This window comes from Ureibacillus acetophenoni (assembly GCF_900220965.1).
Taxonomy (GTDB): Bacteria; Bacillota; Bacilli; order Bacillales_A; family Planococcaceae; genus Ureibacillus; species Ureibacillus acetophenoni.
The window spans coordinates 38,209-63,274 of sequence record NZ_OBQC01000001.1; the positions used below are offsets into that span (position 1 = coordinate 38,209).

General features: G+C 36.8%; 18 protein-coding genes. 17 read left to right on the forward strand and 1 reads right to left on the reverse strand.

Annotated elements, in window-relative coordinates; translation table 11 throughout:
• The first annotated feature begins 231 nt into the window (after window positions 1-231).
• The 9 genes from CRO45_RS00180 (at window position 232) to CRO45_RS00225 (ending at window position 14,418) form a co-directional block, all read left to right on the forward strand.
• The gene (locus CRO45_RS00180) at window positions 232-2,370 is read left to right on the forward strand and encodes a (Fe-S)-binding protein (RefSeq protein ID WP_097147607.1); all 2,139 of its coding nucleotides are present in this window, start codon (window positions 232-234) and stop codon (window positions 2,368-2,370) included.
• A 528-nt stretch (window positions 2,371-2,898) separates the two neighbouring features.
• Window positions 2,899-4,092: an acetyl-CoA C-acetyltransferase gene (locus CRO45_RS00185; RefSeq protein ID WP_097147608.1), complete on the forward strand. Its 1,194-nt coding sequence runs from the start codon at window positions 2,899-2,901 to the stop codon at window positions 4,090-4,092.
• Window positions 4,093-4,155: 63 nt separating this feature from the next.
• Entirely contained in the window at window positions 4,156-5,007 is an 852-nt protein-coding gene (locus CRO45_RS00190) for a 3-hydroxybutyryl-CoA dehydrogenase (RefSeq protein ID WP_097147609.1), read from the forward strand.
• A gap of 15 nt (window positions 5,008-5,022) precedes the next feature.
• The gene (locus tag CRO45_RS00195) at window positions 5,023-6,153 is read left to right on the forward strand and encodes an acyl-CoA dehydrogenase (protein WP_097147610.1); all 1,131 of its coding nucleotides are present in this window, start codon (window positions 5,023-5,025) and stop codon (window positions 6,151-6,153) included.
• Window positions 6,154-6,231: 78 nt separating this feature from the next.
• Window positions 6,232-7,371: an acyl-CoA dehydrogenase gene (locus CRO45_RS00200; protein ID WP_097147611.1), complete on the forward strand. Its 1,140-nt coding sequence runs from the start codon at window positions 6,232-6,234 to the stop codon at window positions 7,369-7,371.
• A gap of 3 nt (window positions 7,372-7,374) precedes the next feature.
• Window positions 7,375-8,013, forward strand: a complete 639-nt coding sequence (locus CRO45_RS00205) for a TetR/AcrR family transcriptional regulator (protein WP_097147612.1) — start codon at window positions 7,375-7,377, stop codon at window positions 8,011-8,013.
• 150 nt (window positions 8,014-8,163) lie between these two features.
• Window positions 8,164-11,433 carry a fused isobutyryl-CoA mutase/GTPase IcmF gene (icmF, locus tag CRO45_RS00210; protein WP_097147613.1) on the forward strand — a complete coding sequence of 1,090 codons (3,270 nt, stop codon included), beginning with the start codon at window positions 8,164-8,166 and terminating at the stop codon, window positions 11,431-11,433.
• 366 nt (window positions 11,434-11,799) lie between these two features.
• Entirely contained in the window at window positions 11,800-12,384 is a 585-nt protein-coding gene (rpoE, locus tag CRO45_RS00220; protein WP_170949366.1) for a DNA-directed RNA polymerase subunit delta, read from the forward strand.
• Window positions 12,385-12,816: 432 nt separating this feature from the next.
• Entirely contained in the window at window positions 12,817-14,418 is a 1,602-nt protein-coding gene (locus CRO45_RS00225) for a CTP synthase (protein WP_097147616.1), read from the forward strand.
• A 1,679-nt stretch (window positions 14,419-16,097) separates the two neighbouring features.
• Here the strand turns inward: CRO45_RS00225 and CRO45_RS00230 are convergent.
• Complete coding sequence (locus CRO45_RS00230) at window positions 16,098-16,628, reverse strand: DUF2529 family protein (protein WP_097147617.1); 531 nt, start codon at window positions 16,626-16,628, stop codon at window positions 16,098-16,100.
• A gap of 213 nt (window positions 16,629-16,841) precedes the next feature.
• Between CRO45_RS00230 and CRO45_RS00235 the strand changes: the two genes are divergently transcribed.
• The 8 genes from CRO45_RS00235 to CRO45_RS00270 all read left to right on the forward strand — a co-directional run bounded on the left by CRO45_RS00235 (window position 16,842) and on the right by CRO45_RS00270 (window position 24,894).
• Window positions 16,842-17,222, forward strand: a complete 381-nt coding sequence (locus tag CRO45_RS00235; protein WP_097147618.1) for a response regulator — start codon at window positions 16,842-16,844, stop codon at window positions 17,220-17,222.
• Between the two features lie 318 nt (window positions 17,223-17,540).
• On the forward strand, window positions 17,541-18,395 hold the full coding sequence (locus CRO45_RS00240; RefSeq protein ID WP_097147619.1) for a class II fructose-bisphosphate aldolase: 855 nt from the start codon (window positions 17,541-17,543) through the stop codon (window positions 18,393-18,395).
• Window positions 18,396-18,788: 393 nt separating this feature from the next.
• Entirely contained in the window at window positions 18,789-19,439 is a 651-nt protein-coding gene (gene fsa, locus CRO45_RS00245) for a fructose-6-phosphate aldolase (RefSeq protein WP_097147620.1), read from the forward strand.
• A 234-nt stretch (window positions 19,440-19,673) separates the two neighbouring features.
• On the forward strand, window positions 19,674-20,954 hold the full coding sequence (locus CRO45_RS00250) for a UDP-N-acetylglucosamine 1-carboxyvinyltransferase (RefSeq protein WP_097147621.1): 1,281 nt from the start codon (window positions 19,674-19,676) through the stop codon (window positions 20,952-20,954).
• 86 nt (window positions 20,955-21,040) lie between these two features.
• Window positions 21,041-22,003, forward strand: coding sequence for a class II fructose-bisphosphatase (gene glpX, locus CRO45_RS00255; RefSeq protein ID WP_097147622.1), 963 nt, complete (start codon window positions 21,041-21,043; stop codon window positions 22,001-22,003).
• 274 nt (window positions 22,004-22,277) lie between these two features.
• Window positions 22,278-23,561: a transcription termination factor Rho gene (rho, locus tag CRO45_RS00260; protein WP_097147623.1), complete on the forward strand. Its 1,284-nt coding sequence runs from the start codon at window positions 22,278-22,280 to the stop codon at window positions 23,559-23,561.
• Between the two features lie 383 nt (window positions 23,562-23,944).
• On the forward strand, window positions 23,945-24,145 hold the full coding sequence (gene rpmE, locus CRO45_RS00265) for a 50S ribosomal protein L31 (RefSeq protein ID WP_097147624.1): 201 nt from the start codon (window positions 23,945-23,947) through the stop codon (window positions 24,143-24,145).
• Window positions 24,146-24,312: 167 nt separating this feature from the next.
• A complete protein-coding gene (locus CRO45_RS00270; protein ID WP_097147625.1) occupies window positions 24,313-24,894 on the forward strand; it encodes a thymidine kinase in 582 nt (193 codons plus the stop codon).
• Window positions 24,895-25,066 lie beyond the last annotated feature (172 nt).

Here is a 25,066-nt window from a genome sequence, read left to right on the forward strand (position 1 = left end):
AATCCCTAGTAATAAGTTAATTCCTTTTAATATACTATAATTCAAATAGCATTCTTTATAATATTTAGAAAATTATCAACAATCCATTGACTGAATGCTCATTCATATTTTAAAATGAATGCATAAACGAAGAATTTTTGTAGAAAACGGTTAAAATCTCGTAACATATTTGAAGTGAAGTAGGAATAAGAAATAAAAACGTCTAAAGGGGAAAATTAGGGGGGAGACAATATGAATCCATTGTTAATTGCAAACTGGATTTTGTTCATTGTAGTAGTGCTCTACGGGGTTGGACTATTTATTTATCTATTAAAAACACGTTATGAGTATATTAAGCTCGGGAAAAAAGAAGAGTTTAACGACAGTGTAAAAGAACGACTCGAAAAAATTTGGGTCAATGTCTTTGGACAGTCAAAACTGTTAAAAGATCCGAAAAGTGGTTTTATTCACGTTCTATTTTTCTATGGATTTATTCTTGTCCAATTTGGAGCGATTGATTTTATTTGGAAAGGACTAGCTCCTGGATCGCATTTGCCACTTGGACCATTGTATACGATTTTTACACTATTTGAAGAAGTTGTCGCTTTAGTTATTTTAGTTGCCGTAGTTTGGGCATTTTATCGTCGTTACATTGAAAAACTTGTTCGCTTAAAGCGCGGTTGGAAAAACGGACTTGTTCTTATTTTTATCGGGGGCTTAATGCTTTCAACTTTAATTGGAAATGGGATGAGCTTAGTTTGGCTTGACCATGGTTTTACAGGTAGCGAGCCTGTTGCTTCAAGTATCGCATTTGTTTTTGGATTTTTACCACCTGCAGTTGCAGCAGCTGTCTTTTATATTATGTGGTGGGTACACTTACTCATTTTATTAACATTCTTAGTTTACGTACCACAGTCAAAGCACTTCCATTTAATTACTGGTCCTGTAAACGTTTATTTCCACCGATTAGATCGTGCTGGAACACCACGTCCGATTGACTTTTCAGCAATGGAAGAAGCAGAAGATGAAGACGAGATGCCTACGTTTGGGGTAGGGAAGATTCAAGACTTTACTCAGAAACAATTAATAGACTTATATGCTTGTGTTGAATGTGGTCGCTGTACGAATATGTGTCCAGCAACAGGTACAGGAAAAATGCTTTCTCCAATGGATTTAATCGTAAAGCTAAGAGACCACTTAACAAATACAGGTGCCGTTGTAACAAAGAAAAAACCATGGGTACCAGCTTCTTTCTTCAATAAAACTAATGGCAACCAATTAGCGCTAGCTGCTGGGGCAGAGGGAGCTGTTATTGAAAACATTTACAATCCTTCTTTAATTGGAGACGTCATTACAGAAGAAGAAATTTGGGCTTGTACAACATGTCGTAACTGTGAAGACCAATGTCCTGTAATGAATGAGCATGTAGATAAAATTATCGACCTTCGCCGTTACCTGACAATGACTGAAGGAAAAGTTAACCCAGATGCGCAACGTGCGATGAACAATATCGAACGTCAAGGCAATCCTTGGGGAATTAACCGTAAAGAAAAAGAAAACTGGCGTGATCTTGATCCAACAGTAAAAGTACCTACTGTAAAAGAGGCAAAAAAATCAGGTGAAGGCTTTGAGTATTTATTCTGGGTTGGATCTATGGGTGCATTTGACAGTCGTTCACAAAAAATCGCAATATCCTTTGCTCGTTTAATGAATGAAGCTGGTGTGAAATTTGCGATTTTAGGAAATAAAGAAAAAAATTCTGGGGACACACCTCGTCGATTAGGAAACGAGTTTTTATTCCAAGAATTAGCGACTGCAAACATTGAAGAGTTTGAAAAAAATGATGTAAAGAAAATCGTTACAATTGACCCTCATGCTTACAATATCTTTAAAAATGAATATAAAGATTTTGGTTGGGAAGGCGAAGTATATCACCATACGGAACTGTTATACGATTTAGTAAATGAAGGTAAGTTAACGTTGAATCATCGAGTTGACGAGACAATCGTATTCCACGATTCTTGTTACTTAGGGCGTTACAACGATGTGTATGATCCACCACGTGAAATTTTAAAAGCGATTCCTGGTGTGAAACTTGTAGAAATGGAACGTAACCGTGATGAAGCGATGTGCTGTGGAGCAGGTGGGGGATTAATGTGGATGGAAGAACATGTTGGAAATCGCATTAACGTAGCTCGAACAGAACAAGCAATAGCAACTAACGCATCTGTTATTTCATCAGGCTGTCCATTCTGCTTAACAATGCTGTCAGATGGTACTAAAGCAAAAGAAGTAGAAGACAAAGTCGGTACGTATGATGTAGTTGAATTGTTAGAAAGATCCGTGTTCGGTGCACATGTGAAAGAAGAAGCAGTTAGTATTGCAGAATAATTTGTGGAACGAAGATATTATCGAATTAACGAGAAAAAAACAACTTTTTAGAGAAAATTCGATTGAATGAAAATTGCGAATACAGTAAAATAAATGTAAAGAAAGGGGAGTTCTACCAGACTCCCTCTTTTCATATGAATATTCCGAGCGAGCGTTCAGTCAACGTGTCGTCTGTAAACTTTGTTTTGAGACGACACGTTTGCGCCGAGGATGGTGACAACTTGTTGTGACCACCGCAGAAGCACATGACAAAACTGAAATTAAGTCATTTGTTTGCGCCGAGGATAGCGAAGCGACGCAGAAGCAAATTAAAGAGTAGCCCAATTTAGTAAAGGCATGGGTACAGAAGCTAGTAAGAAACAACTGAAATCGTGTCATTGAATTTGCGCCGAGGATAACGAAGCGATTCGACGCAGAAGCACACATTCTGGAGTAGTTCACAATTAATTCAACAGGGGATATTAAGATCAGTACGCTTTTAGATTGTTAGAAAAAAAGATTTCAAACAATAACAATAGGGGTGGAAAAATGAGTAAAACTGTGATTTTAGATGGAGCAAGAACGGCATTTGGTAAATTTGGCGGGGGATTATCTTCATTATCCGCAAGTGATCTTGGTGGAATTGCGATTAAAGGGGCACTAGAAAGATCAAACATCCAACCTGATGAAGTAAATGAAGTTATTATGGGAACAGTACTTCAAGCTGGTCAAGGGCAAATTCCATCACGACAAGCTGCTACAAAAGCAGGTATTCCGTATTCTGTTAAAACAGAAACAATCAATAAAGTATGTGCATCCGGTATGAGAAGTGTCACTCTTGCAGATCAGTTAATTCGTTTAGGGGACGAAGATGTGATTGTTGCAGGTGGTATGGAGTCCATGTCAAACACACCTTACCTTTTACCAAAAGGGCGATGGGGTCTTCGTATGGGAGATGCTCAACTAATCGATGGCATGGTTTATGACGGCTTATCTTGTGCATTTGATCCAAATCATGTGCACATGGGGACATATGGAAGTAGCACAGCAAGTGAGTTCAATATCACTAGAGAATCACAAGATGAATGGGCTCTTCGCAGTCATCAACTTGCATTAAAGGCAATTGAAGAAGGCAAGTTTGCAGAGGAAATTGTACCAGTTGAAATAAAGGGACGTAAAGGTGATTTGACAGTTGTAGCACAAGACGAAGCGCCTCGAAAGGATACGTCATTGGAAGCGTTATCAAGGTTAAAACCAGCTTTCGATAAAGACGGCACTGTAACAGCAGGAAATGCACCTGGTGTGAATGATGGAGCTTGTGCAATGGTTTTAATGAGCGAAGAACGTGCAAAAAATGAAGGCCGCACACCACTTGCGTATATTTTAGCTCATGCTGAAGTAGGGGTAGCACCTAAAGATTTTCCACAAACACCTGGTCTAGTAATCAATGAATTACTAAACAAAACAGGTAAAACTGCTGATGAAATTGATTTAGTAGAGATCAATGAAGCATTTGCAATGGTTGCATTAGTAGGCAATCAAATCGCAGGCATTAACCCTGAAAAAGTAAATGTCAACGGTGGTGCAGTTGCATTAGGTCATCCAATCGGAGCTTCTGGTGCAAGAATTATTTTAACCCTTGCTTATGAATTAAAACGCCGCGGTGGAGGTATCGGAATCGCAGCAATTTGTTCAGGTGGTGGTCAAGGGGACGCAATCATGATTGAGGTACCAAAACAATAATTGATGTTGAATCCATATATTTTTATTAATAACAATTAGAGCAAAAAATAGGAGGAAAACATAATGGTAATCCAAAAAGTAATGGTAATCGGTGCAGGTCAAATGGGCTCAGGTATTGCTCAAGTATGTGCGGGGTCAGGATTCGAAGTAATTTTAAATGATATTAAGCAAGAATTTTTAGATCGTGGATTATCGAACATTACAAAAAATCTTTCAAGAGATGTTGAAAAGGGAAGAAAAACAGAGGATGAGAAAGCGGTCATTCTTAGCCGTATTACACAATCTCTTGATATTAAAGATGCAGTTGATGTGGACATAGTGATTGAAGCAGCAACTGAAAACATGGATATTAAACAATCCATTTTTAGAGAAATTGATGCCATCGCACCGAAAGATGCAATTCTAGCAACAAATACATCGTCTTTACCAATTACTGAAATTGCAGCGGTTACCGAAAGACCTGAACAAGTGATTGGGATGCATTTTATGAATCCGGTCCCTGTTATGAAACTTGTAGAAATTATTCGTGGTCTTGCAACTTCAGATGAGGTATATAAAGCAGTTCAAGAGATGACTGTTACGTTAGGAAAGACACCTGTTGAAGTAAATGATTTCCCTGGATTTGTGTCAAATCGAATTTTAATGCCGATGATTAACGAAGCAATTTACACATTGTATGAAGGGGTTGCTACTAAGGAAGATATCGACAGTGTCATGAAGTTAGGAATGAATCATCCAATGGGTCCACTGACGTTAGCTGACTTTATTGGTCTAGATACATGTCTATATATCATGGAAATTTTACATGAAGGATTCGGAGATAGTAAGTATCGTCCTTGTCCTTTACTTCGAAAATATGTAGCGGCAGGTTGGTTAGGAAAGAAATCTGGTCGCGGCTTCTATGTGTATGACTAAAAGGGGAGATTTCCGATGAACTTGCAATTTACAGAAGAGCAAATCATGGTTCGAGACATGGTTCGCGACTTTGCCCAAACTGAAATCACACCATTCATTGACAAAATGGAGCAAGGTGAATTTCCAAGAGAAATCTTAAATAAAATGGCTGATTTAGGCTTAATGGGGATGACCACACCAGAAGATTTAGGTGGAGCCGGAATGGATTTCACATCCTATATATTAGCCATCAATGAGCTTTCAAAAGTAAGTGCTGTTGTGGCAGTAATCTTAGCCGTACACACATCTGTTGGCACAAATCCAATTCTTTATTTCGGAACGGATGAACAAAAGAAAAAATATGTTCCGAAGTTAGCTAGCGGTGAATATTTAGGTGCGTTTTGTTTAACGGAGTCAGAAGCAGGATCCGATGCTGCCTCTCTTAGAACCCGTGCAGTAAAATCGGGAGACCATTATATATTAAATGGTTCAAAGGTGTTTATTACAAACGGTGGTGAGGCAGATGTTTATATCGTCTTTGCATCTACGAATCCTGAAAAAGGCGCGCGTGGTATTTCTGCCTTCATCGTTGAAAAAGATACACCAGGCTTTATTGTTGGAAAAAATGAAGAAAAGATGGGGCTTCACGGGTCCCAAACTGTCCAAATTACCTTTGAAAATATGAAAATACCAGCAAGTCAATTGCTAGGTGAAGAAAACCAAGGATTTATAATTGCCATGGCGAATTTAGAAGTTGGCCGGATTGGCATTGCAGCTCAAGCGCTTGGGGTGGCAGAAGCAGCATTTGAAGCAGCGGTAGAATATGCAAAACAACGTGTCCAATTTGGCAAACCGATTGCTGAACAACAGGGAGTAGGCTTTAAATTAGCGGATATGGCCACAATGGTTGAAGCTGCTAAATTACTAGTTTATAAGGCGACTGATTTAAAAAATAATGGCCTTGCTTGTAGTAAAGAAGCATCTATGGCGAAACTGTTTGCTTCTAGAACGGCAGTAAAGGTGACAACTGAAGCAATACAAGTATTTGGTGGCTACGGCTACACAAAAGACTACCCAGTTGAACGATATTTCCGAGATGCAAAAATAACAGAAATTTACGAAGGAACAAGTGAAATTCAAAAAATCGTAATAAGCAAAAATCTATAATGGTACCAGGTACAAAAATAATTCGGAATATTCGGAATTGTATGTGTACCTGGTACCCACACAATCGGGGGGAAAATGATGAACTTTCAATTATCTGAAGAACATGAACAATTACGCGAGATGATCCGTGATTTTGCGGTAAATGAAGTAGCACCAACAGCAGCAGAGCGAGATGAGAATGAAACTTTTGACCGTGCTATTTGGGATAAAATGGCTGAGCTTGGTTTGGCAGGGATTCCATGGCCAGAAGAGTATGGTGGAGCAGGCTTTGACTATTTAGCTTATTGTATCGCTGTGGAAGAGCTTTCTCGAGTTTGTGCTTCTACAGGTGTAACTTTATCTGCACATACTTCACTTGCTGGTTGGCCTGTGTATAAATTTGGTACAGAAGAGCAGAAACAACAATATCTACGTCCGATGGCAGAGGGTAAGAAAATCGGAGCTTATTGTTTAACTGAATCCGGATCCGGAAGTGATGCTGGCGGTATGAAAACGACAGCAAAACTTGAAGGTGATGAATACGTACTAAACGGTTCTAAAATCTTCATTACAAATGGTGGGGAAGCAGAAATATACATCGTTTTCGCGGTAACGGATCCTTCTTCCAAACATAAAGGAACAAGTGCGTTTATCGTTGAATCGAATTTCCCTGGATTTAAAGTAGGGAAAAAAGAAAAGAAAATGGGCATTCGTTCATCACCTACGACAGAAATTATCTTTGAAAATTGTCGTGTTCCTAAGGAAAATCTATTGGGGAATGAAGGCGATGGCTTCATCGTCGCAATGAAAACATTAGATGGTGGACGTAACGGAATTGCTGCACAAGCGGTTGGAATTGCACAAGGGGCATTAGATGCTGCTATCGACTATGCAAAAGAGCGTGTGCAGTTTGGAAAACCAATCGTTGCAAATCAAGGTGTGTCCTTTAAATTAGCAGATATGGCGACAGCAGTTGAAGCTTCTAGACTATTAACATACCAAGCAGCTTGGTTAGAATCGAATAATCTTCCATATGGAAAAGCTTCTGCAATGGCAAAATTGATGGCAGGTGATACTGCAATGTCAGTAACAACAGATGCAGTTCAAGTATTTGGAGGGTATGGCTATACGAAAGAATATCCAGTAGAACGCTTTATGCGCGATGCAAAAATAACTCAAATCTACGAGGGTACACAGGAAATTCAACGTCTTGTTATCTCTCGACTAATTACAAAATAATCGATGGCTGAAAAAGAGAAAATTGTTGTCCAAACATCTGTCAAAGATGAGAGCCTAATAGAAATTAGACGACTTCAAATTGTTAATGGAGCGGTCAATCTTTTTAAAGAAAAAGGATTTCATCGGGCAACAACAAGGGAAATCGCAAAAGCGGCTGGATTTAGTATTGGCACTTTGTATGAATACATCCGAACAAAAGAAGATGTTCTTTACTTAGTTTCTGATCATATCTATGACAAAGTGAAACAACAACTTGCGGAAATTAATTCAGATACAGGAACAGTAGATGAATTAAAAGAAGCAATAAAACAATATTTTTGCTTAATCGATCGAATGAGCGATGAATTTACGATTATGTATCAAGAGACAAAATCGCTTTCCAAAGAAGCGATGCACTATGTGTTTGATAAAGAATTCGAGATGGTTCGATTATTCGAGGGAATTATAAAAAATTCTTTACCTTCTTTAAGGATAGAATTAACAGAAAAAGAAGTCTTTTTAACTGCTAACCATATCGTTGTTCAAGGGCAAGCATGGGCGTTTCGAAAATGGGCGTTTAAAAAGCGATACACAATTGAGGAATATGTGGAAGATCAAACAAAACTCATTCTTTCAGGATTACTACATTTCCAAGATAAGTAAACTAATAGATTCAAGATTCATTGGGGGAATAGGGAGAAAAAATTATACAGAAGTAAACAACCGACACCGCTAAGTAGCATAGTTTTCACGACTGCCATTAGCGGTCTTTATTTTACAAATGTTTACGTTCAAAGAAAGGGGTAAAGTCGTATGGTGAAACTTGAAAAATCACAAGTGGAAAATGGAGTATATCGTCCGAATCATCACGTACGATTTGTAACGGCATCAAGCTTATTTGATGGTCATGATGTTTCAGTAAATATAATGAGAAGAATTTTACAAGCAAGTGGAGCAGAAGTTATTCATCTTGGGCACAACCGCTCTGTAGAAGAGGTAGTGAACGCAGCAATTCAAGAGGACGCACAAGCAATTGCTGTATCTTCCTACCAAGGTGGCCATATGGAATACTTTAAGTATATGTATGACCTACTTCGCGAAAAAGGTGCACCTCATATTAAAATTTATGGTGGGGGTGGAGGGGTAATCCTTCCACGTGAAATTAAAGAACTTCATGAGTACGGAATAGCAGGAATCTTCTCTCCAGATGATGGTATGAAGTTCGGTCTTCAAGGAATGATTAATAAGCAACTAGAAGGTGCTGATTTCTCAACATTAAAAGAAAATTACCTAGAACTTCTAGACGAACTTTCAACAGACAAACCTGAAATTTTGGCAAATCTAATAACAGCGGCAGAAATTGGCGGAACACAGGAAGTTGCAGAGCTTCTAAGAGAAGCAGAAAAGAAAGATAAGAATACACCAATCTTAGGGATCACTGGAACAGGTGGAGCAGGGAAGTCTTCATTAACAGATGAATTAATTCGAAGATTTTTACGAGAGTTTCCAGAGAAAAAAGTGGCCATTATTTCTGTGGATCCAACGAAACAAAAAACAGGTGGGGCATTACTTGGTGACCGTATTCGGATGAATGCAATTTTCGATAAGCGTGTGTATATGCGTAGTTTAGCAACGCGTGGTTCTAGAACAGAACTATCTGCGTCTATTGGTGATGTGCTTACTGTTGTAAAAGCAGCTGGCTATGACTTAATCATTGTTGAAACAAGTGGTATTGGGCAAGGGGATGCAGAAATTACAAAGTTTACAGACTTGTCTATGTATGTCATGACAAGTGAATTCGGTGCACCAACGCAACTAGAAAAAATTGATATGATTGACTTTGCAGACCTAATTGTTATTAACAAATTCGAGCGTAAAGGTTCAGAAGATGCATTAAGACAGGTACAAAAACAGTACCAGCGATCCCATGAAAGATGGTCTGAAAGCCTTGACCGTATGCCTGTTTACGGCACAATTGCTAGCCAATTCAATGATAAAGGTACGAATTCATTGTTCGCAGCATTGGTCGATAAAATCAATGAAAAATTCGGTTTCAACTGGAAAACTTCTTACGAACAATTCGTTAAAACACAGAAACAAAATGTAATCATTCCAACAAACCGTAGATATTACTTAAGAGAAATTGCAGATACAGTTCGCAATTATCATAAACAAGCCGCACAGCAAGTTGAACTTGCACGAAAACTTTATCAATTAGAAGGAACGATTGAAACAGTTCGTGCACAAAATCCAGATGCAAATGCAATGCTCGCTTCATTAACATCATTGGCTGATGGCGTAAAAAATCAACTAACAAAAGAATCCCTACGCATCTTAGAAAATTGGGAGAAATTGAAGGAAGCATATTCTGGCGATGAATTCATTACAAAAGTTCGGGATAAAGAGATTCGTACAATTTTAAAAACAACTTCTTTATCAGGAACAAAAATTCCTAAAATTGCACTTCCGAAGTTCAAAGACTATGGAGAAATTTTACGCTGGGTATACGCAGAAAACGTTCCAGGACAATTCCCTTACACAGCGGGCGTCTTTCCATTTAAACGAGAAGGAGAAGACCCGAAACGTCAGTTTGCTGGGGAAGGTACGCCAGAACGTACAAATAAGCGATTCCATTACTTATCCAAAGATGATGATGCGAAACGACTTTCAACAGCCTTTGATTCAGTTACACTTTACGGAGAAGACCCAGATTATCGACCAGATATTTACGGAAAAGTAGGAGAATCTGGTGTTAGTATTTGTACATTGGATGACATGAAGAAACTGTACGAAGGTTTTGATTTATGTGCACCAAGTACTTCGGTATCTATGACGATCAATGGCCCTGCACCAATTATTTTAGCAATGTTCTTAAATACAGCAATTGATCAGCAAGTGAAGGAAAAAGAAGAAGAACTTGGCCGCATATTAACTGTAGAAGAATTTACTGATGTAAAAGAAAAGACATTACAAGTAGTGCGCGGAACTGTGCAAGCGGATATTTTAAAAGAAGATCAAGGTCAAAATACATGTATTTTCTCTACGGAATTTGCCCTTCGTATGATGGGGGATATTCAACAATATTTCATTGACCATAAAGTACGTAATTATTATTCCGTATCAATTTCTGGTTACCACATTGCCGAAGCTGGTGCGAATCCAATTTCACAACTTGCATTTACTTTAGCTAATGGCTTCACTTATGTGGAATATTATTTAAGCCGCGGTATGCACATTGATGATTTTGCACCGAATTTATCATTCTTCTTCTCGAATGGCCTTGATCCTGAGTATACAGTGATTGGTCGAGTAGCGAGAAGAATTTGGGCAATTGTTATGCGAGACAAATATGGCGCAAACGAAAGATCTCAAAAGTTAAAATACCATGTTCAAACGTCTGGTCGTTCATTACATGCACAAGAAATGGCATTTAATGATATACGTACAACATTACAAGCATTAATGGCGTTACAAGATAACTGTAATTCATTGCACACAAATGCTTATGACGAAGCGATTACAACGCCAACGGAAGAATCAGTTCGTCGAGCAATGGCAATCCAAATGATCATTACAAAAGAACACGGCTTATCGAAAAACGAAAATCCATTGCAAGGCTCATTTATTGTTGAAGAACTTACAGATCTAGTAGAAGAAGCAGTTCTTGAAGAATTTGAGCGTATTGATGATCGTGGTGGCGTGCTTGGAGCAATGGAAACGCAATATCAACGTGGGAAAATTCAAGAGGAATCAATGTACTATGAACACTTAAAACATTCAGGTGAACTACCGATTATTGGTGTAAATACGTATATTAATCCGAATGCAGAACCAACTCAAATTGATACATTACAAGTTGCTCGTGCAACAAAAGAAGAAAAGGAACTTCAAATTAATAATTTGAGGGACTTCCAAAAGCGCAATGAATCTAAATGTCATGAAGAGATTGAAAAGTTGAAACAAGTTGCACTTTCAGGGGAGAATATATTTGCTCAACTCATGGAAACGGTAAAATATGCAAGCCTTGGTCAAATAACGAATGCACTATATGAAGTCGGCGGACAATATCGAAGAAATATGTAATAAAACTGTAATAGAAATATTAAAAATTATTAGAGCAAAACGTTCTTATCAGTGGTATGTTTATGGAAGTACCGATGCACAAAAGTAAACATACTAGAAGGAAGGTTGCAACAATGTGGCGTTTCGTACACTATTTCATTATTATTGCTTGTGTGATTACTACTTTTCTAATATATAATAGTGGAAAAGGTGCGATACCATTTTTAATATTATCTGCATATTTCTTCATACTAGCTTACGTTGAAATATATAAAATAAAAAACAGTAAATGAAGCTGGCATAGAATATAGCACTTTGTATATAATGGTTATTATTGCAAACTCGTTTGCCGTGTGAGTAATGTATTAAGGAAAGGACGTGCATGAATTGAACCTTCGTGAATTAACAAAGGCACAGCTAGAAGAAGAATCATTGATTGATCTAGCATACGCACTACTAGAAGAAAGAAAGTCACCTCTTGCATTTTTAGATCTATTAAAAGAAATCCAAAATTTAAATGGTTTATCTGATGAAGAAATCCAAAATCGTTTAGTACAGTTTTATACAGATATGAATGTAGACGGACGTTTCTTACTAAATAACGATAACACTTGGGGTCTTCGTGAATGGTATAAAATTGAAACAATCGAAGAAGAAACAGCACCAACTGTTAAATCTCGTAAACGAAAAGCAAAATCTGCTCTTCTTGATGAAGATGAGGAAGAAATCGAAATTGATGAAGACGATCTAGTATTTGAAGAAGATCTAGATGAATTCGTCGATGAAGAAGAAGAAGAAGAAGTAGATGAAGATCTTGATTTTGATGAAGATATTGATGCGGTTGACGACGACGTAGACGTAGATGTCGACGTAGATGTGGATGTGGATGATGAAATCGACGAAGATTTAATCGACGAGGAAGACGCATTTATTATCGATGAAGATGAAGCTTTAGAGGAAGAAGAAGAGTAAAATTAGGCTACTTTATTTGAAAAGTTTGAACGTGAACATTTGATGAAATGTCAAATAATCATTCTGAAATATCTTGACTTCTTATAGTGTTCCGTTTAATCTTTTACTTGGGCTCCTTGAAAAAGGAGAATGGCCGTGATTATTAATCGCTCCCCCTGCAAATGATATGCAGGTGGGGCTTTTTTGTTTTTTATAAACTAATTGCACACATTTCAAATGTATCTGTGTGTTAGATAGATAAGCTACATAAAGAAGATGTGTAATTTGCCAAGTGCCCTTCCAATCACATCAAAGAAAAAAGAAAAAGAAAAGTAAATAGAGATGTTTATGTATAGCTATGAAAAACTCGTGGAAAGTTGCTTATAAGGTGAATTTAAAACGAGGATCTCAAGGCTTTTCTTATTTTAATCGTATAAGAGGAGGAAATTTTTAATGACGAAGTATATTTTTGTAACAGGTGGAGTTGTTTCATCTTTAGGGAAGGGAATTGTCGCATCTTCATTAGGAAGACTGCTTAAAAACCGTGGTTTACAAGTAACGATTCAAAAATTCGATCCATATTTAAATATTGACCCAGGTACAATGAGTCCTTATCAACATGGTGAAGTATTCGTAACAGATGATGGCGCGGAAGCAGATTTAGACTTAGGACACTATGAACGTTTTATTGATATTAATTTAGGGAAACATTCAACTGTAACTTCTGGACGTGTTTATCAATCAGTTCTTGCTAAAGAACGTCGTGGTGATTATAACGGGAAAACAGTTCAAGTAATTCCTCACGTAACAAACGAAATTAAAGACCGTATCCAACGTGCTGGTCGTGAAACAAATGCAGATATCGTTATTACAGAGGTTGGTGGAACAGTAGGTGACATCGAATCACTACCATTCCTTGAAGCAATCCGTCAAATGAGATCTGACCTTGGTCATAAAAATGTAATGTACATTCACTGTACTTTAATTCCATACATTGCAGCTGCTGGTGAGTTAAAAACAAAACCAACACAACATTCTGTAAAAGAATTACGCTCTTTAGGAATTCAGCCAAATATTTTAGTTGTACGTACAGAACAACCGATTTCTCAAGACATGCGTGAAAAGTTAGCATTATTCTGTGACGTAACTGCTCGTGATATTATTGAATCTGCGGATGCAGAGCATTTATATGAAATTCCATTAAAGTTACATGCTCAAGATTTTGACGATATCGTGTTAGAGCACTTTGGTATTGAAGCGCCCGAGGCAGATATGGCAGCTTGGAAAGAGCTTGTTGTAAGAGTGAAAAACTTAACTCACAAAACGCGTATCGCATTAGTAGGGAAATATGTTGAACTACAAGATGCTTATATTTCAGTTGTTGAAGCGTTAAAACATGCTGGTTATACGTTTGATTCAGATATTGAAGTAGATTGGATTAATGCCGAAGAAGTAAATACTGAAAATGTACAAGAATTATTAAAAGACGCTGATGGTATTTTAGTGCCTGGTGGATTTGGTGATCGTGGAATCGAAGGGAAAATCGCAGCAATTCAATTTGCACGAGAAAACGATATCCCATTCCTAGGTATTTGTTTAGGTATGCAATTAGCAACGATTGAATTTGCTCGTAACGTACTAGGTTTAGAAGGTGCCCACTCAACAGAATTAAACAAAGGAACACCATACCCAATTATCGACTTCTTACCAGATCAAAGCGATGAGGTAGACCTAGGTGGTACGTTACGTTTAGGTTTATATCCTTGTAAGTTAAAAGAAGGTTCTCGTGCAGAGGCAGCTTACAATGACGAATTAGTTTACGAACGTCACCGTCACCGTTATGAGTTCAATAACGAGTACCGTGAAGCGATGGAAGCAGAAGGCCTTGTATTCTCTGGTACAAGCCCAGACAATCGCTTAGTCGAAATTATCGAATTACCTGAGAAAAAATTCTTCATGGCATGTCAATTCCACCCAGAATTCGTTTCTCGCCCACAACGTCCACAACCACTATTCCGTGAGTTTGTCGGCGCAGCGTTTAATTTTAAACGATAATAAATTATGAGATATGAGACCCCAAATGCCGGATTGGCATTTGGGGGTTTTTGATTTTGATTCATAGTGGGGCATTTTTATTTTGGTTTCGTTCTAAAGGACAAAAGTGGGAGGGAGTTGCATTGAAATGTCTTTAATGAGCTTCTAAAAGACAAAAGTGGAAGGAAATTGGATTGAAATGTCTTTAATAGGCCTTATAAAGGACAAAAGTTGAAGGGAACTGCGTTGTAATGTCTTTTATCGGACTTATAAAGGACAAAAGCGAGAGGGAGTTGCATTGAGATGTCTTTAATAGAGCTTATAAAAGACAAAAATTGGAGGAATTCGGGTTGAAATGTCTTTTATAGACTTTATAAAGGACAAAAATGGAAGGAAATTGGGTTGAAATGTCTTTAATAGGGCTTATAAAAGACAAAAGTGGAAGGAAATTGGGTTGAAATGTCTTTTATCGGCCATATAAAGGACAAAAGTGGAAGGGAATTGAGTTGTAATGACTTTAATAGAGCTTATAAAAGACAAAGATGGAAGGAAATTGGGTTGAAATGTCTTTTATCGGCCATATAAAGGACAAAAGTGGAAGGGAATTGAGTTGTAATGTCTTTTATCGGACTTATAAAGGACAAAAGTGGAAGGTAATCGCGTTGAAATGTCTTTTATAACCCTTATAATGGACAAAAGTGAGAGGATATTGCGGTGATATGTCTTTTATAAGTGTGATGAAGGACATTTGAAGGTGGAAAACGATTAGAAATGTCTTTCATAAGGATGATGAAGGACATTTAAAGGTGGAAATTGGTTAGAAATGTCTTTCATAGAGGTGATGAAGGACATTTAAAGGTGGAAATTGGTTAGAAATGTCTTTCATACAAGTGATGAAGGACATTTGTAGGTGGAAAATGATTAGAAATGTCTTTCATACAGGTGATGAAGGACATTTGAAGGTGGAAAACGATTAGAAATGTCTTTCATAAGGATGATGAAGGACATTTGAAGGTGGAAAACGATTAGAAATGTCTTTCATAAGGATGATGAAGGACATTTAAAGGTGGAAATTGGTTAGAAATGTCTTTCATAGAGGTGATGAAGGACATTTAAAGGTGGAAATTGGTTAGAAATGTCTTTCATACAGGTGATGAAGGACATTTGTAGGTGGAAAATGGTTAGAAATGTCTTTCATACAGGTGATGAAGGACATTTGAAGGTGGAAAATGGTTAGAAATGTCTTTCATAAGGGTGATGAAGGACATTTAAAGGTGGAAATTGGTTAGAAATGTCTTTCATAGAGGTGATGAAGGACATTTGAAGATGATAAAGGATCAAAAACGTCTTTCATACAGGTGATGAAGGCCATTTTGAATCAAAAACTGACCAGTACTGGTCTTGATAAGACGGATAACGACCATTTTGAACTAAAAATCAAACAAAACTGGTCTTGATAAAACGGATGAGGACCGATTTGAACCGAAAAATAATCAAAACTGGTCTCGATAAGGCGGATGAAGACCATTTTGAACAAAAAAATGATCAAAACTGGTCTTGATAAGGCGGATGAGGATCAATTTAATTCAAAAGGCAATCTAAAAAGGTCTTGATAAAGCAGATGAAGACCGATTTGATCCAAAAAACGAACAAAATCGGTCTTCATTAGTACTTCAAACTATTTTAGGATACTTCTGAAATCACAACTCGTCATCATCGAAAATTATCTCATCATAGCTTAACTTAATTGCTTCATAAACAAATAGCGCGGAAAATAAATGCGGGATTAATGTGCGCTCCCCTAATTTAGTAGGGTGGGGTAGAATGCCGCCTCTCACTTTCATTGAAATATAAGTGTAAGCGAGTTCACTCAATTCATTTCCTTCATCTGGTTTCTCACTAGCAACCGCAGCAAAAGGAATAAATTCCTCAGCCAACTGTTTTGCAAGAGCCAACGCATCTTCATTCTGACTACTTTTTGTAAATATACAAACACGATCTACATCATTAATCACGGTGTCTGGAGTCCATTTTTCTAATTGATAGAATGGCTCTGAATTATGTAAAGCATTAAGCTCAACACCTTCTAATCCATCAAAACATGCAAAATAAACTTTCCCTTCACCAACAGATGCTTGGGCGAGTAATCTTGCAGTTTCTTCGATGGCTTCTTCTTCACTCTGTGAGATTCTTTGTAATAAACCTGTTAATTGGGTTGTAAGTATTTTCATTCCGTTCACCTCTAAAATCATTATAAAGTTATATTAGTAAAATTAAAATCCATGTACTTTGTCTCATCAAGTTTAGTTATAAATAGGTCATTATTCAAGCAAATGAATATTATATGGAGAATAAAATATCAACTTAAAAGGTTTTAAACTCAAAATAATAGGGAACGTAATAGTTAAATAGATTAATAAATTTTGGAATGGGAGAGAATCGTGGTGAAAGAACTATTAATTGTAGATGACCATCAAGGGATTCGATTGTTATTAAAAGAAGTGTTTAATAAAGAAGGCTATCTCGTTCATCTTGCAACTAGTGGAGCTGAAGCAATTCGACTAGTAGAAAAATACAATTTACATTGTGTACTACTAGATATGAAAATTCCAGATATGAATGGTCTAGAAATTATTAAGAGAATTAAAAACATAAATTGCGATTTACCTATTATTATGATGTCTGCTTTTTCAGAGCAAACTTTAATTGAAAAAGCGCTTGAACAAGGTGCTTCATGCTTTTTTACAAAACCGTTTAATATTCATGATTTAATTACAACTGTAAAAAATAAAGTGTACATAGATAAAAATCAGAATGAGCAATAAATTATTGATCTTTGAATCTGTCACGAAAATGTTAACAAATTTTAACAAATTAAATTTCTACTATTTTAAGTTAATGGATAGTGTCTTTTCAATCGCGTAGTATAACTAGATTATCGATTATCAAACATTACTAACGAGAGTTGAAAATGACGAAATCATTTCTAAAGTTAAGAAATCCTAACAAAGATGTTTTTTCGCCTGCCGCAAGCTTTCGGCGTATGAAAGGCTGTTGTCTCCTTACTTGTGAGACAACAGCCTTTCTGCTAATATGAAATGGAATATTTAAATAAAAATACTATCTTCAGGAGGATTTTCACAATGCCATTAGTATCGATGAAGGAAATGTTAATTAAAGCAAAAAAAGAAGGTTATGCAGTAGGTCAATTTAACATTAATAACCTAGAATTTACTCAAGCAATTTTACAAGCGGCAGAAGAAGAAAAGTCTCCAGTGATCCTCGGTGTATCTGAAGGCGCAGGAAAATATATGGGCGGATTTATCGCCGTTGTTCATATGGTAAAAGGTTTAATGGAAAGCTATAAAATTACTGTACCTGTTGCAATCCATTTAGACCACGGTTCAAGCTTTGACAAATGTAAAGAAGCTGTAGATGCAGGTTTTACATCTGTTATGATTGATGCTTCTCACCACCCATTTGAAGAAAATGTGAAAATCACAAAAGAAGTTGTTGAATATGCACATTCAAAAGGTGTTTCAGTTGAAGCGGAATTAGGAACTGTAGGTGGAGAAGAAGATGGCGTAATTGGCGGCATTATCTATGCAAATCCGAACGAATGTAAAGCTCTTGTTGAGCAAACTGAAATTGATTGCTTAGCACCTGCATTAGGTTCAGTACACGGACCTTACAAAGGTGAGCCAAACTTAGGTTTCGCTGAAATGGAAGAAATTTCAAAATCAACAGATATTCCACTTGTATTACATGGCGGTACTGGAATTCCAACAAAAGATATTCAACGTTCTATTTCTTTAGGTACTGCAAAAATTAACGTAAACACTGAAAATCAAATTGCAGCTACAAAAGTAATCCGTGAAGTATTAGACAATGACAAAAAAGTTTACGACCCACGTAAATATTTAGCACCAGCACGTGATGCGATTAAAGCTACGGTTATCGGTAAAATGCGTGAATTTGGTAGCTCTCAAAAAGCATAGTTAGTAGCCTATACAGGAAATTGTGGGCTTTTGACATAAAAGAGCTAGTAAGCATATGTTATATTTAGAATACAACAGCAAATTTCAATAAAAATTTATCATAATATGTACAATAATCAAAAATATGGATACACTGAATAAAGAAAGCAGCCCATTTTAATTTCCAATTTATCCTATAAGTAAATAATGTGTTTATTTATACACTGCTTTTCTTAATTCATTTAATACAAGGTAAATGATCTTGAGGAGAAGTGTCTGATTTTTTAATATCAGCCTTCTCTTTGTTTTAACATAATTCTGGATAAATCCCCCAATTATTAAATTGGGAAGATTGTCAAAATTGATTAGGTGTCAATATAAAATGCACCAATACTATGCAGGAGGAACAGCGAAATGAAATTTTTTATCGATACAGCAAACTTTGAAGAAATTAAAGAAGCCCACTCATGGGGTATTCTTTCAGGAGTAACTACGAATCCATCATTAGTTGCAAAAGAACAAAACATTTCTTTTCATGATCGCCTACGTGAAATTGCAGAACTTGTGAATGGTTCAGTTAGTGGAGAAGTAATCTCTCTAGATGCTGAAGGAATGATTAAAGAAGGACTAGAACTTGCAGCAATTCATCCAAATATTACTGTGAAATTACCTATGACACCAGAAGGTTTAAAAGCATGTAAGTTTTTTGCTGAAAAAGGCATTAAAACGAACGTTACTTTAATCTTTAGTGCAAATCAAGCTTTAATGGCTGCACGTGCAGGAGCTACTTATGTTTCACCATTTGTTGGTCGTTTAGATGATATCGGTCAAAGTGGGATGGAGTTAATTTCCACAATTGCTGATATGTTTGCAATTCATGATATTCCAACTGAAATTATTGCCGCTTCAATTCGTCATCCTCAACATATAACTGATGTGGCTTTGGCAGGAGCCGACATCGCTACAACACCATTCAAAGTATTAAAACAATTATTCCATCATCCACTAACTGACAAAGGGATTGAAGGCTTTTTAGCGGATTGGAAAAAGCGCGAAGGTCAATAATAATGATATGTTGTTTAAATACAAATTTATTTAGGTATAAGTAATGGAATTCACATTAGAAAAACATCATTTCGTCGTATTATGACCGAATAGTGTTTTTCTAATGTAATGAAATCTCGTTTCGTTCCTATTTTTTGTGAAATTTAAACGAATTTCACGGATAGGTACACATACAAAAATTGTTGAAGTTGACTATAATAAGGGAAACTTTCCAATTACGAGGGAGAACGCGTTATGGATGTTTATAAAATTATTGGCGAGAATCGTCTAAAAGGTACAATTAAAGTCAGCGGTGCCAAAAATAGTGCGGTAGCGTTAATTCCAGCATCAATTCTGGCAAATTCGTCAGTTACCATCGGCGGGATACCTGAAATTGCAGATGCTTGGACGTTAAAAGCATTATTAGAAGAAATCGGTGGGGAAGTAAATTTTGAAAACGGACAAATGACTATTGATCCGTCAAATATGCTTGCCATCCCTTTACCTAATGGTAATGTTAAAAAGCTACGTGCTTCATATTACTTAATGGGTGCCATGCTTGGTCGTTTTAAAAAGGCAGTTGTCGGTTTACCAGGTGGTTGTTTCTTAGGGCCAAGACCGATAGACCAACATATTAAAGGGTTTGAAGCATTAGGTGCCAAAGTGACAAATGAACACGGTGCGATCTATTTGCGTGCAGATGAGTTACGGGGAGCAAAGATTTATTTGGATGTGGCTAGTGTTGGTGCCACAATCAATATAATGCTTGCAGCAGTTCGAGCAAAAGGACGTACAGTTATTGAAAACGCCGCTAAAGAACCAGAAATCATTGATGTAGCAACACTATTAACGAATATGGGTGCGAACATTAAAGGTGCTGGTACGAGTGTCATCCGAATTGAAGGTGTGGAAGAGCTCCACGGAACAAAACATACGATAATCCCAGACCGCATTGAAGCAGCAACATATATGGTAATGGCCGCAGCAATAGGTGATGGAATTACAATCGATAATATTATTCCTTTACATTTAGAAGCAGTCATTGCAAAACTTCGAGAAATGGGTGTAAAAGTAATCGAGGGTGAAGAAAGTGTGTTCATTCCGAGAGTAGATTCACTACAAGCTGTTGATGTAAAAACACTTGTATACCCGGGAATCCCCACAGATGTTCAACAACCACTATCCGTATTAATGACTCAAGCTGTTGGAACTTCAAAAGTAACAGATACGATCTATTCAGCAAGATTCAAACATATCGATGAACTACGTCGTATGAACGCAAATGCTAGGGTAGAAGGCAATACTGCTATTATACAAGGACCTACCCAATTACATGGGTCATCTGTTACGGCTACAGATTTAAGAGCTGGTGCAGCCCTTGTTTTAGCTGGACTATTAGCAGAAGGTGAAACAATTGTTCACGAAATTCATCATATTGAACGTGGATATAGCTCCTTAATCGAAAAATTAAATTCACTCGGTGCAAATATTCGCCGCGAAACAATTGCTGTTAGTTCACTCGAACTAAAAGAATAAATTTCATAAATGCAAAAATTATTTTATGTTACAATTAAATGTGACATAAAGACATTCGGGTAACCGAATCAGGAGGAAACACACAAATGGAACGCAGTTTAACGATGGAAGTAGTCCGCGTCACAGAAGCAGCAGCGATTGCATCTGCAAAATGGATGGGACGCGGATTAAAAGATGAAGCAGACGATGCAGCAACTACAGCAATGCGTGCTTTATTTGACACGATTCCAATGCACGGAACCGTTGTTATTGGTGAAGGTGAAATGGATGAGGCTCCAATGTTATATATTGGGGAAGAATTAGGTCTTCGTAATGGTGGACCCCAAGTAGATATCGCAGTAGATCCACTTGAAGGAACAAATATTGTTGCTAAAGGTACAAATGGTGCCATGACGGTACTAGCTATTGCAGATCGTGGCAATCTATTAAACGCACCAGATATGTATATGGAAAAATTAGCAGTTGGACCTGAAGCTCGAGGTAAAGTGGATATTACTGCATCGGTAACTGAAAATTTACATGCAGTTGCAAAAGCGAAAAACAAAGATATTTCAGACGTGGTAGCAATTCTATTAGATCGTCCACGTCATCAACATATAGTCGATGAAATTCGAGCAGCTGGTGCTCGAATCAAATTCATTCAAGATGGAGATGTAAGTGCTGCCATCAATACCGCATTTGATGAGACTGGTATTGATATTATGTTTGGAACAGGTGGAGCACCAGAAGGAGTTATTTCTGCTGTTGCATTAAAATGTTTAGGTGGCGATTTCCAAGGACGACTTGTCCCAGAAGATGAAGCACAACTTGAACGTTGTCAAAAAATGGGCATCGATGTAGAGAAAGTATTATACTTAGATGACTTAGTAAAAGGCGATGACGCAATTTTTGCGGCAACAGCAGTAACAGATAGTGAGTTAATGAAAGGTGTACAATATAAAGGGGCATATTGTTTAACTAATTCGCTTGTTATGCGTGCAAAAACTGGTACCGTTCGATTTATCGAAGGTCGTCATAATATCGAGAAAAAACCTAGATATGTTAAATAATCTAGATATTTATAAATAACTTCTAAACTACGATGTCTGATAATATGATATAGTTATCCCGATGTAACCGTCCGTAAAACTCCGACAAAAAATAGGTGGGATTTAACGGATGCTTACACCCAAAATGGTTAACTAATCTACATAGGGACTGAAAAATCCTATGATGGAAGTTTCTATTTATCAGACATCCTTCCTACAAAACTTTCAAAAAACCCTACAATTTGAATTATCCAATGAGTAGTAAACTTAAAAATTAAAAGACTGGAGTCATGCTATGTCTGCACTTACTATAGCTCAGCTTGAGAATATGACTTTAAAAGAATTATATTCTTTAGCGCGCGATTATAAAATTTCCTATTATAGTAAATTAACAAAAAAAGAATTGATATTTGCTATTTTAAAATCTCGATCTGAACAAGAAGGCTTTTTCTTCATGGAAGGTGTTTTAGAAATTGTATCTAGTGAAGGATTTGGGTTCCTTCGTCCAATTAACTATTCACCATCTAAAGAAGATATTTATATTTCCGCTTCACAAATCCGTCGATTTGATCTTCGAAATGGGGACAAGGTATCAGGAAAAGTACGACCACCGAAAGAAAATGAACGTTACTTCGGTTTATTACAGGTTGATGCTGTAAATGGTGAAAATCCTGAGATTGCTAAAGAGCGTGTTCACTTCCCAGCGCTTACTCCACTTTACCCAGACCGTCATATCAAACTAGAAACAGAGCCAAATAAATTATCAACTCGTATTATGGATTTAATTGCGCCTGTAGGATTTGGTCAACGTGGGTTAATCGTTGCACCGCCAAAAGCAGGGAAAACGTCTTTATTAAAAGAAATTGCCAATGCAATTACAACAAATTATCCAGAAGCAGAATTGATTGTTTTATTAATTGATGAACGTCCTGAAGAGGTAACGGATATTGAACGATCTGTAAACGCAGATGTTGTTAGTTCAACATTTGATGAGCTACCAGAAAACCATGTAAAGGTAGCAGAATTAGTGTTAGAAAGAGCGCGACGCTTAGTTGAACATAAACGTGATGTAATCATTTTAATGGATTCAATTACACGTCTTGCCCGTGCATATAACTTAGTCATTCCGCCAAGTGGTCGAACACTTTCAGGTGGTATTGACCCTGCGGCATTCCATAGACCAAAACGATTCTTCGGTTCTGCTCGTAATATTGAAGATGGTGGAAGTTTAACGATTTTAGCAACTGCTTTAGTTGATACAGGATCTCGTATGGATGAGGTTATTTACGAGGAGTTCAAAGGTACAGGGAACTTGGAGCTTCACTTAGATCGTAATTTAGCGGAACGTCGTATATTCCCAGCGTTAGATATTCGACGCTCTGGTACTCGAAAAGAAGAGTTATTAATTCCAAGTGAACAATTAGAAAAGCTTTGGGCAATTCGCAAAACCTTTACAGATGCTCCTGATTTCACAGAACGTTTCTTAAAGAAATTACGTGGGTCAAAAACAAACGAAGAATTCTTTGAAAAGTTAAATGAAGAAATGAAAAAGGCAACAAAAGGTAAAGGATTAATATAAAATAATAAATACAAGTAGCGGATCACAATTATATTTTGCTACTTGTATTTTTATTTTTAGAAATCAATTTGAATGTGTAAAATAAAAACTTGAAATCTTCTAATTGGCGAAATTAGTATACGACTTATTAAAAATTATGTGTATTTGCACATAATTTCAGATATGTCCTATGTGAATTTCGCTTTCTGAAAGTTTATTTATTTTTAAAATCGGTATTGGTAATTTTTAAAATATATTATTTATACTTGAGTATTTTTTTCGATTATGCTATCCTAATTCAGTATGAAACGTGCACATATGTAGTCGACATATTCGGGCTATGTAAGGTGCAGTTCGAATATAACTCTGTTCCAGATGGTTCAGGGCGAGAGGAGAAAACGAATATGAAACAAGGAATTCATCCAGATTACAAAACTGCAACAGTAACTTGCTCTTGCGGTAACACTTTTGAAACTGGTTCAGTAAAAGAAAAGATTGCAATCGAGTTTTGCAACGAATGTCACCCATTCTATACTGGCCGTCAAAAATTCGCGTCTGCTGACGGACGTGTGGATCGTTTCAACAAAAAATACGGTCTTAAATAATATGAAACACAAAATGCCTGCCATCCTAATGGCAGGCATTTTTTAACTTCATTCAAGTGACAAGTACGAAATGATGGACTTGAATGTGAAATTATATAAAGTGAACCTCCTGAAGGCGGGAATCAAAAAGAAACGGTAAGTTCATGATAAGAAAGAGGTTGTTTTTAATGGCGCAATTATTTTTCAAACATGGCGCAATGAATAGCGGAAAATCTATTGAAATTCTAAAAGTTGCACATAACTATGAAGAACAAAACAAACCAGTATTACTCTTTACTTCAGGAATAGACGATCGAGACGAAGTAGGTTATGTATCAAGTAGAATAGGCCTACGAAGAAAAGCGATTCCAGTGTTTGATCACACAAATGTTTACGAGTATGTAAAGCATCATCACGAGCAAAATGAAAAACTATACTGTGTACTCATCGATGAAGTTCAATTTTTAAGAAAAGAACAAGTGTTACAGTTAACAAAAATTGTCGATGAGCTAAAAATCCCTGTAATGGGCTTCGGGTTGAAAAACGATTTCCAAAACGAACTTTTCGAAGGCAGTCGTTATATGCTGATCTATTCGGACAAAATTGAAGAGATGAAGACGATTTGCTGGTTCTGCCATAAAAAAGCAACAATGAATTTACGAGTAGATGACAATAACAAGCCAGTGTACACAGGAGAACAAATTCAAATTGGTGGAAATGATACATACTATCCTGTTTGTCGAAGATGTCATGGGAATCCACCACTTTAATATTTGTCTATTATGGTGAATGATCAACTAGCAAGTTTTTACCCAAAATACTTGTGAAATTTCCCAGTTCATTTACGAAAATCTTAACAATTACTTAACAGATTTTTTCCATAACACTAGCGATATAGCGCATTTTTCTATATACTAATGTAGTGGTTTTTTCAATAGATAC

Excerpts from the sequence above, each read along its gene's own strand:
- CRO45_RS00190 (WP_097147609.1), top strand. The coding sequence starts at position 4,156 with ATGGTAATCCAAAAAGTAATGGTAATCGGTGCAGGTCAAATGGGCTCA.
- glpX (WP_097147622.1), top strand. The coding sequence starts at position 21,041 with ATGGAACGCAGTTTAACGATGGAAGTAGTCCGCGTCACAGAAGCAGCA.
- fsa (WP_097147620.1), top strand. The coding sequence starts at position 18,789 with ATGAAATTTTTTATCGATACAGCAAACTTTGAAGAAATTAAAGAAGCC.
- CRO45_RS00195 (WP_097147610.1), top strand. The coding sequence starts at position 5,023 with ATGAACTTGCAATTTACAGAAGAGCAAATCATGGTTCGAGACATGGTT.
- CRO45_RS00185 (WP_097147608.1), top strand. The coding sequence starts at position 2,899 with ATGAGTAAAACTGTGATTTTAGATGGAGCAAGAACGGCATTTGGTAAA.
- CRO45_RS00180 (WP_097147607.1), top strand. The coding sequence starts at position 232 with ATGAATCCATTGTTAATTGCAAACTGGATTTTGTTCATTGTAGTAGTG.
- CRO45_RS00205 (WP_097147612.1), top strand. The coding sequence starts at position 7,375 with ATGGCTGAAAAAGAGAAAATTGTTGTCCAAACATCTGTCAAAGATGAG.
- CRO45_RS00240 (WP_097147619.1), top strand. The coding sequence starts at position 17,541 with ATGCCATTAGTATCGATGAAGGAAATGTTAATTAAAGCAAAAAAAGAA.
- rpmE (WP_097147624.1), top strand. The coding sequence starts at position 23,945 with ATGAAACAAGGAATTCATCCAGATTACAAAACTGCAACAGTAACTTGC.
- CRO45_RS00230 (WP_097147617.1), bottom strand. The coding sequence starts at position 16,628 with ATGAAAATACTTACAACCCAATTAACAGGTTTATTACAAAGAATCTCA.
- CRO45_RS00200 (WP_097147611.1), top strand. The coding sequence starts at position 6,232 with ATGAACTTTCAATTATCTGAAGAACATGAACAATTACGCGAGATGATC.
- CRO45_RS00250 (WP_097147621.1), top strand. The coding sequence starts at position 19,674 with ATGGATGTTTATAAAATTATTGGCGAGAATCGTCTAAAAGGTACAATT.
- rho (WP_097147623.1), top strand. The coding sequence starts at position 22,278 with ATGTCTGCACTTACTATAGCTCAGCTTGAGAATATGACTTTAAAAGAA.
- CRO45_RS00270 (WP_097147625.1), top strand. The coding sequence starts at position 24,313 with ATGGCGCAATTATTTTTCAAACATGGCGCAATGAATAGCGGAAAATCT.
- icmF (WP_097147613.1), top strand. The coding sequence starts at position 8,164 with ATGGTGAAACTTGAAAAATCACAAGTGGAAAATGGAGTATATCGTCCG.
- CRO45_RS00225 (WP_097147616.1), top strand. The coding sequence starts at position 12,817 with ATGACGAAGTATATTTTTGTAACAGGTGGAGTTGTTTCATCTTTAGGG.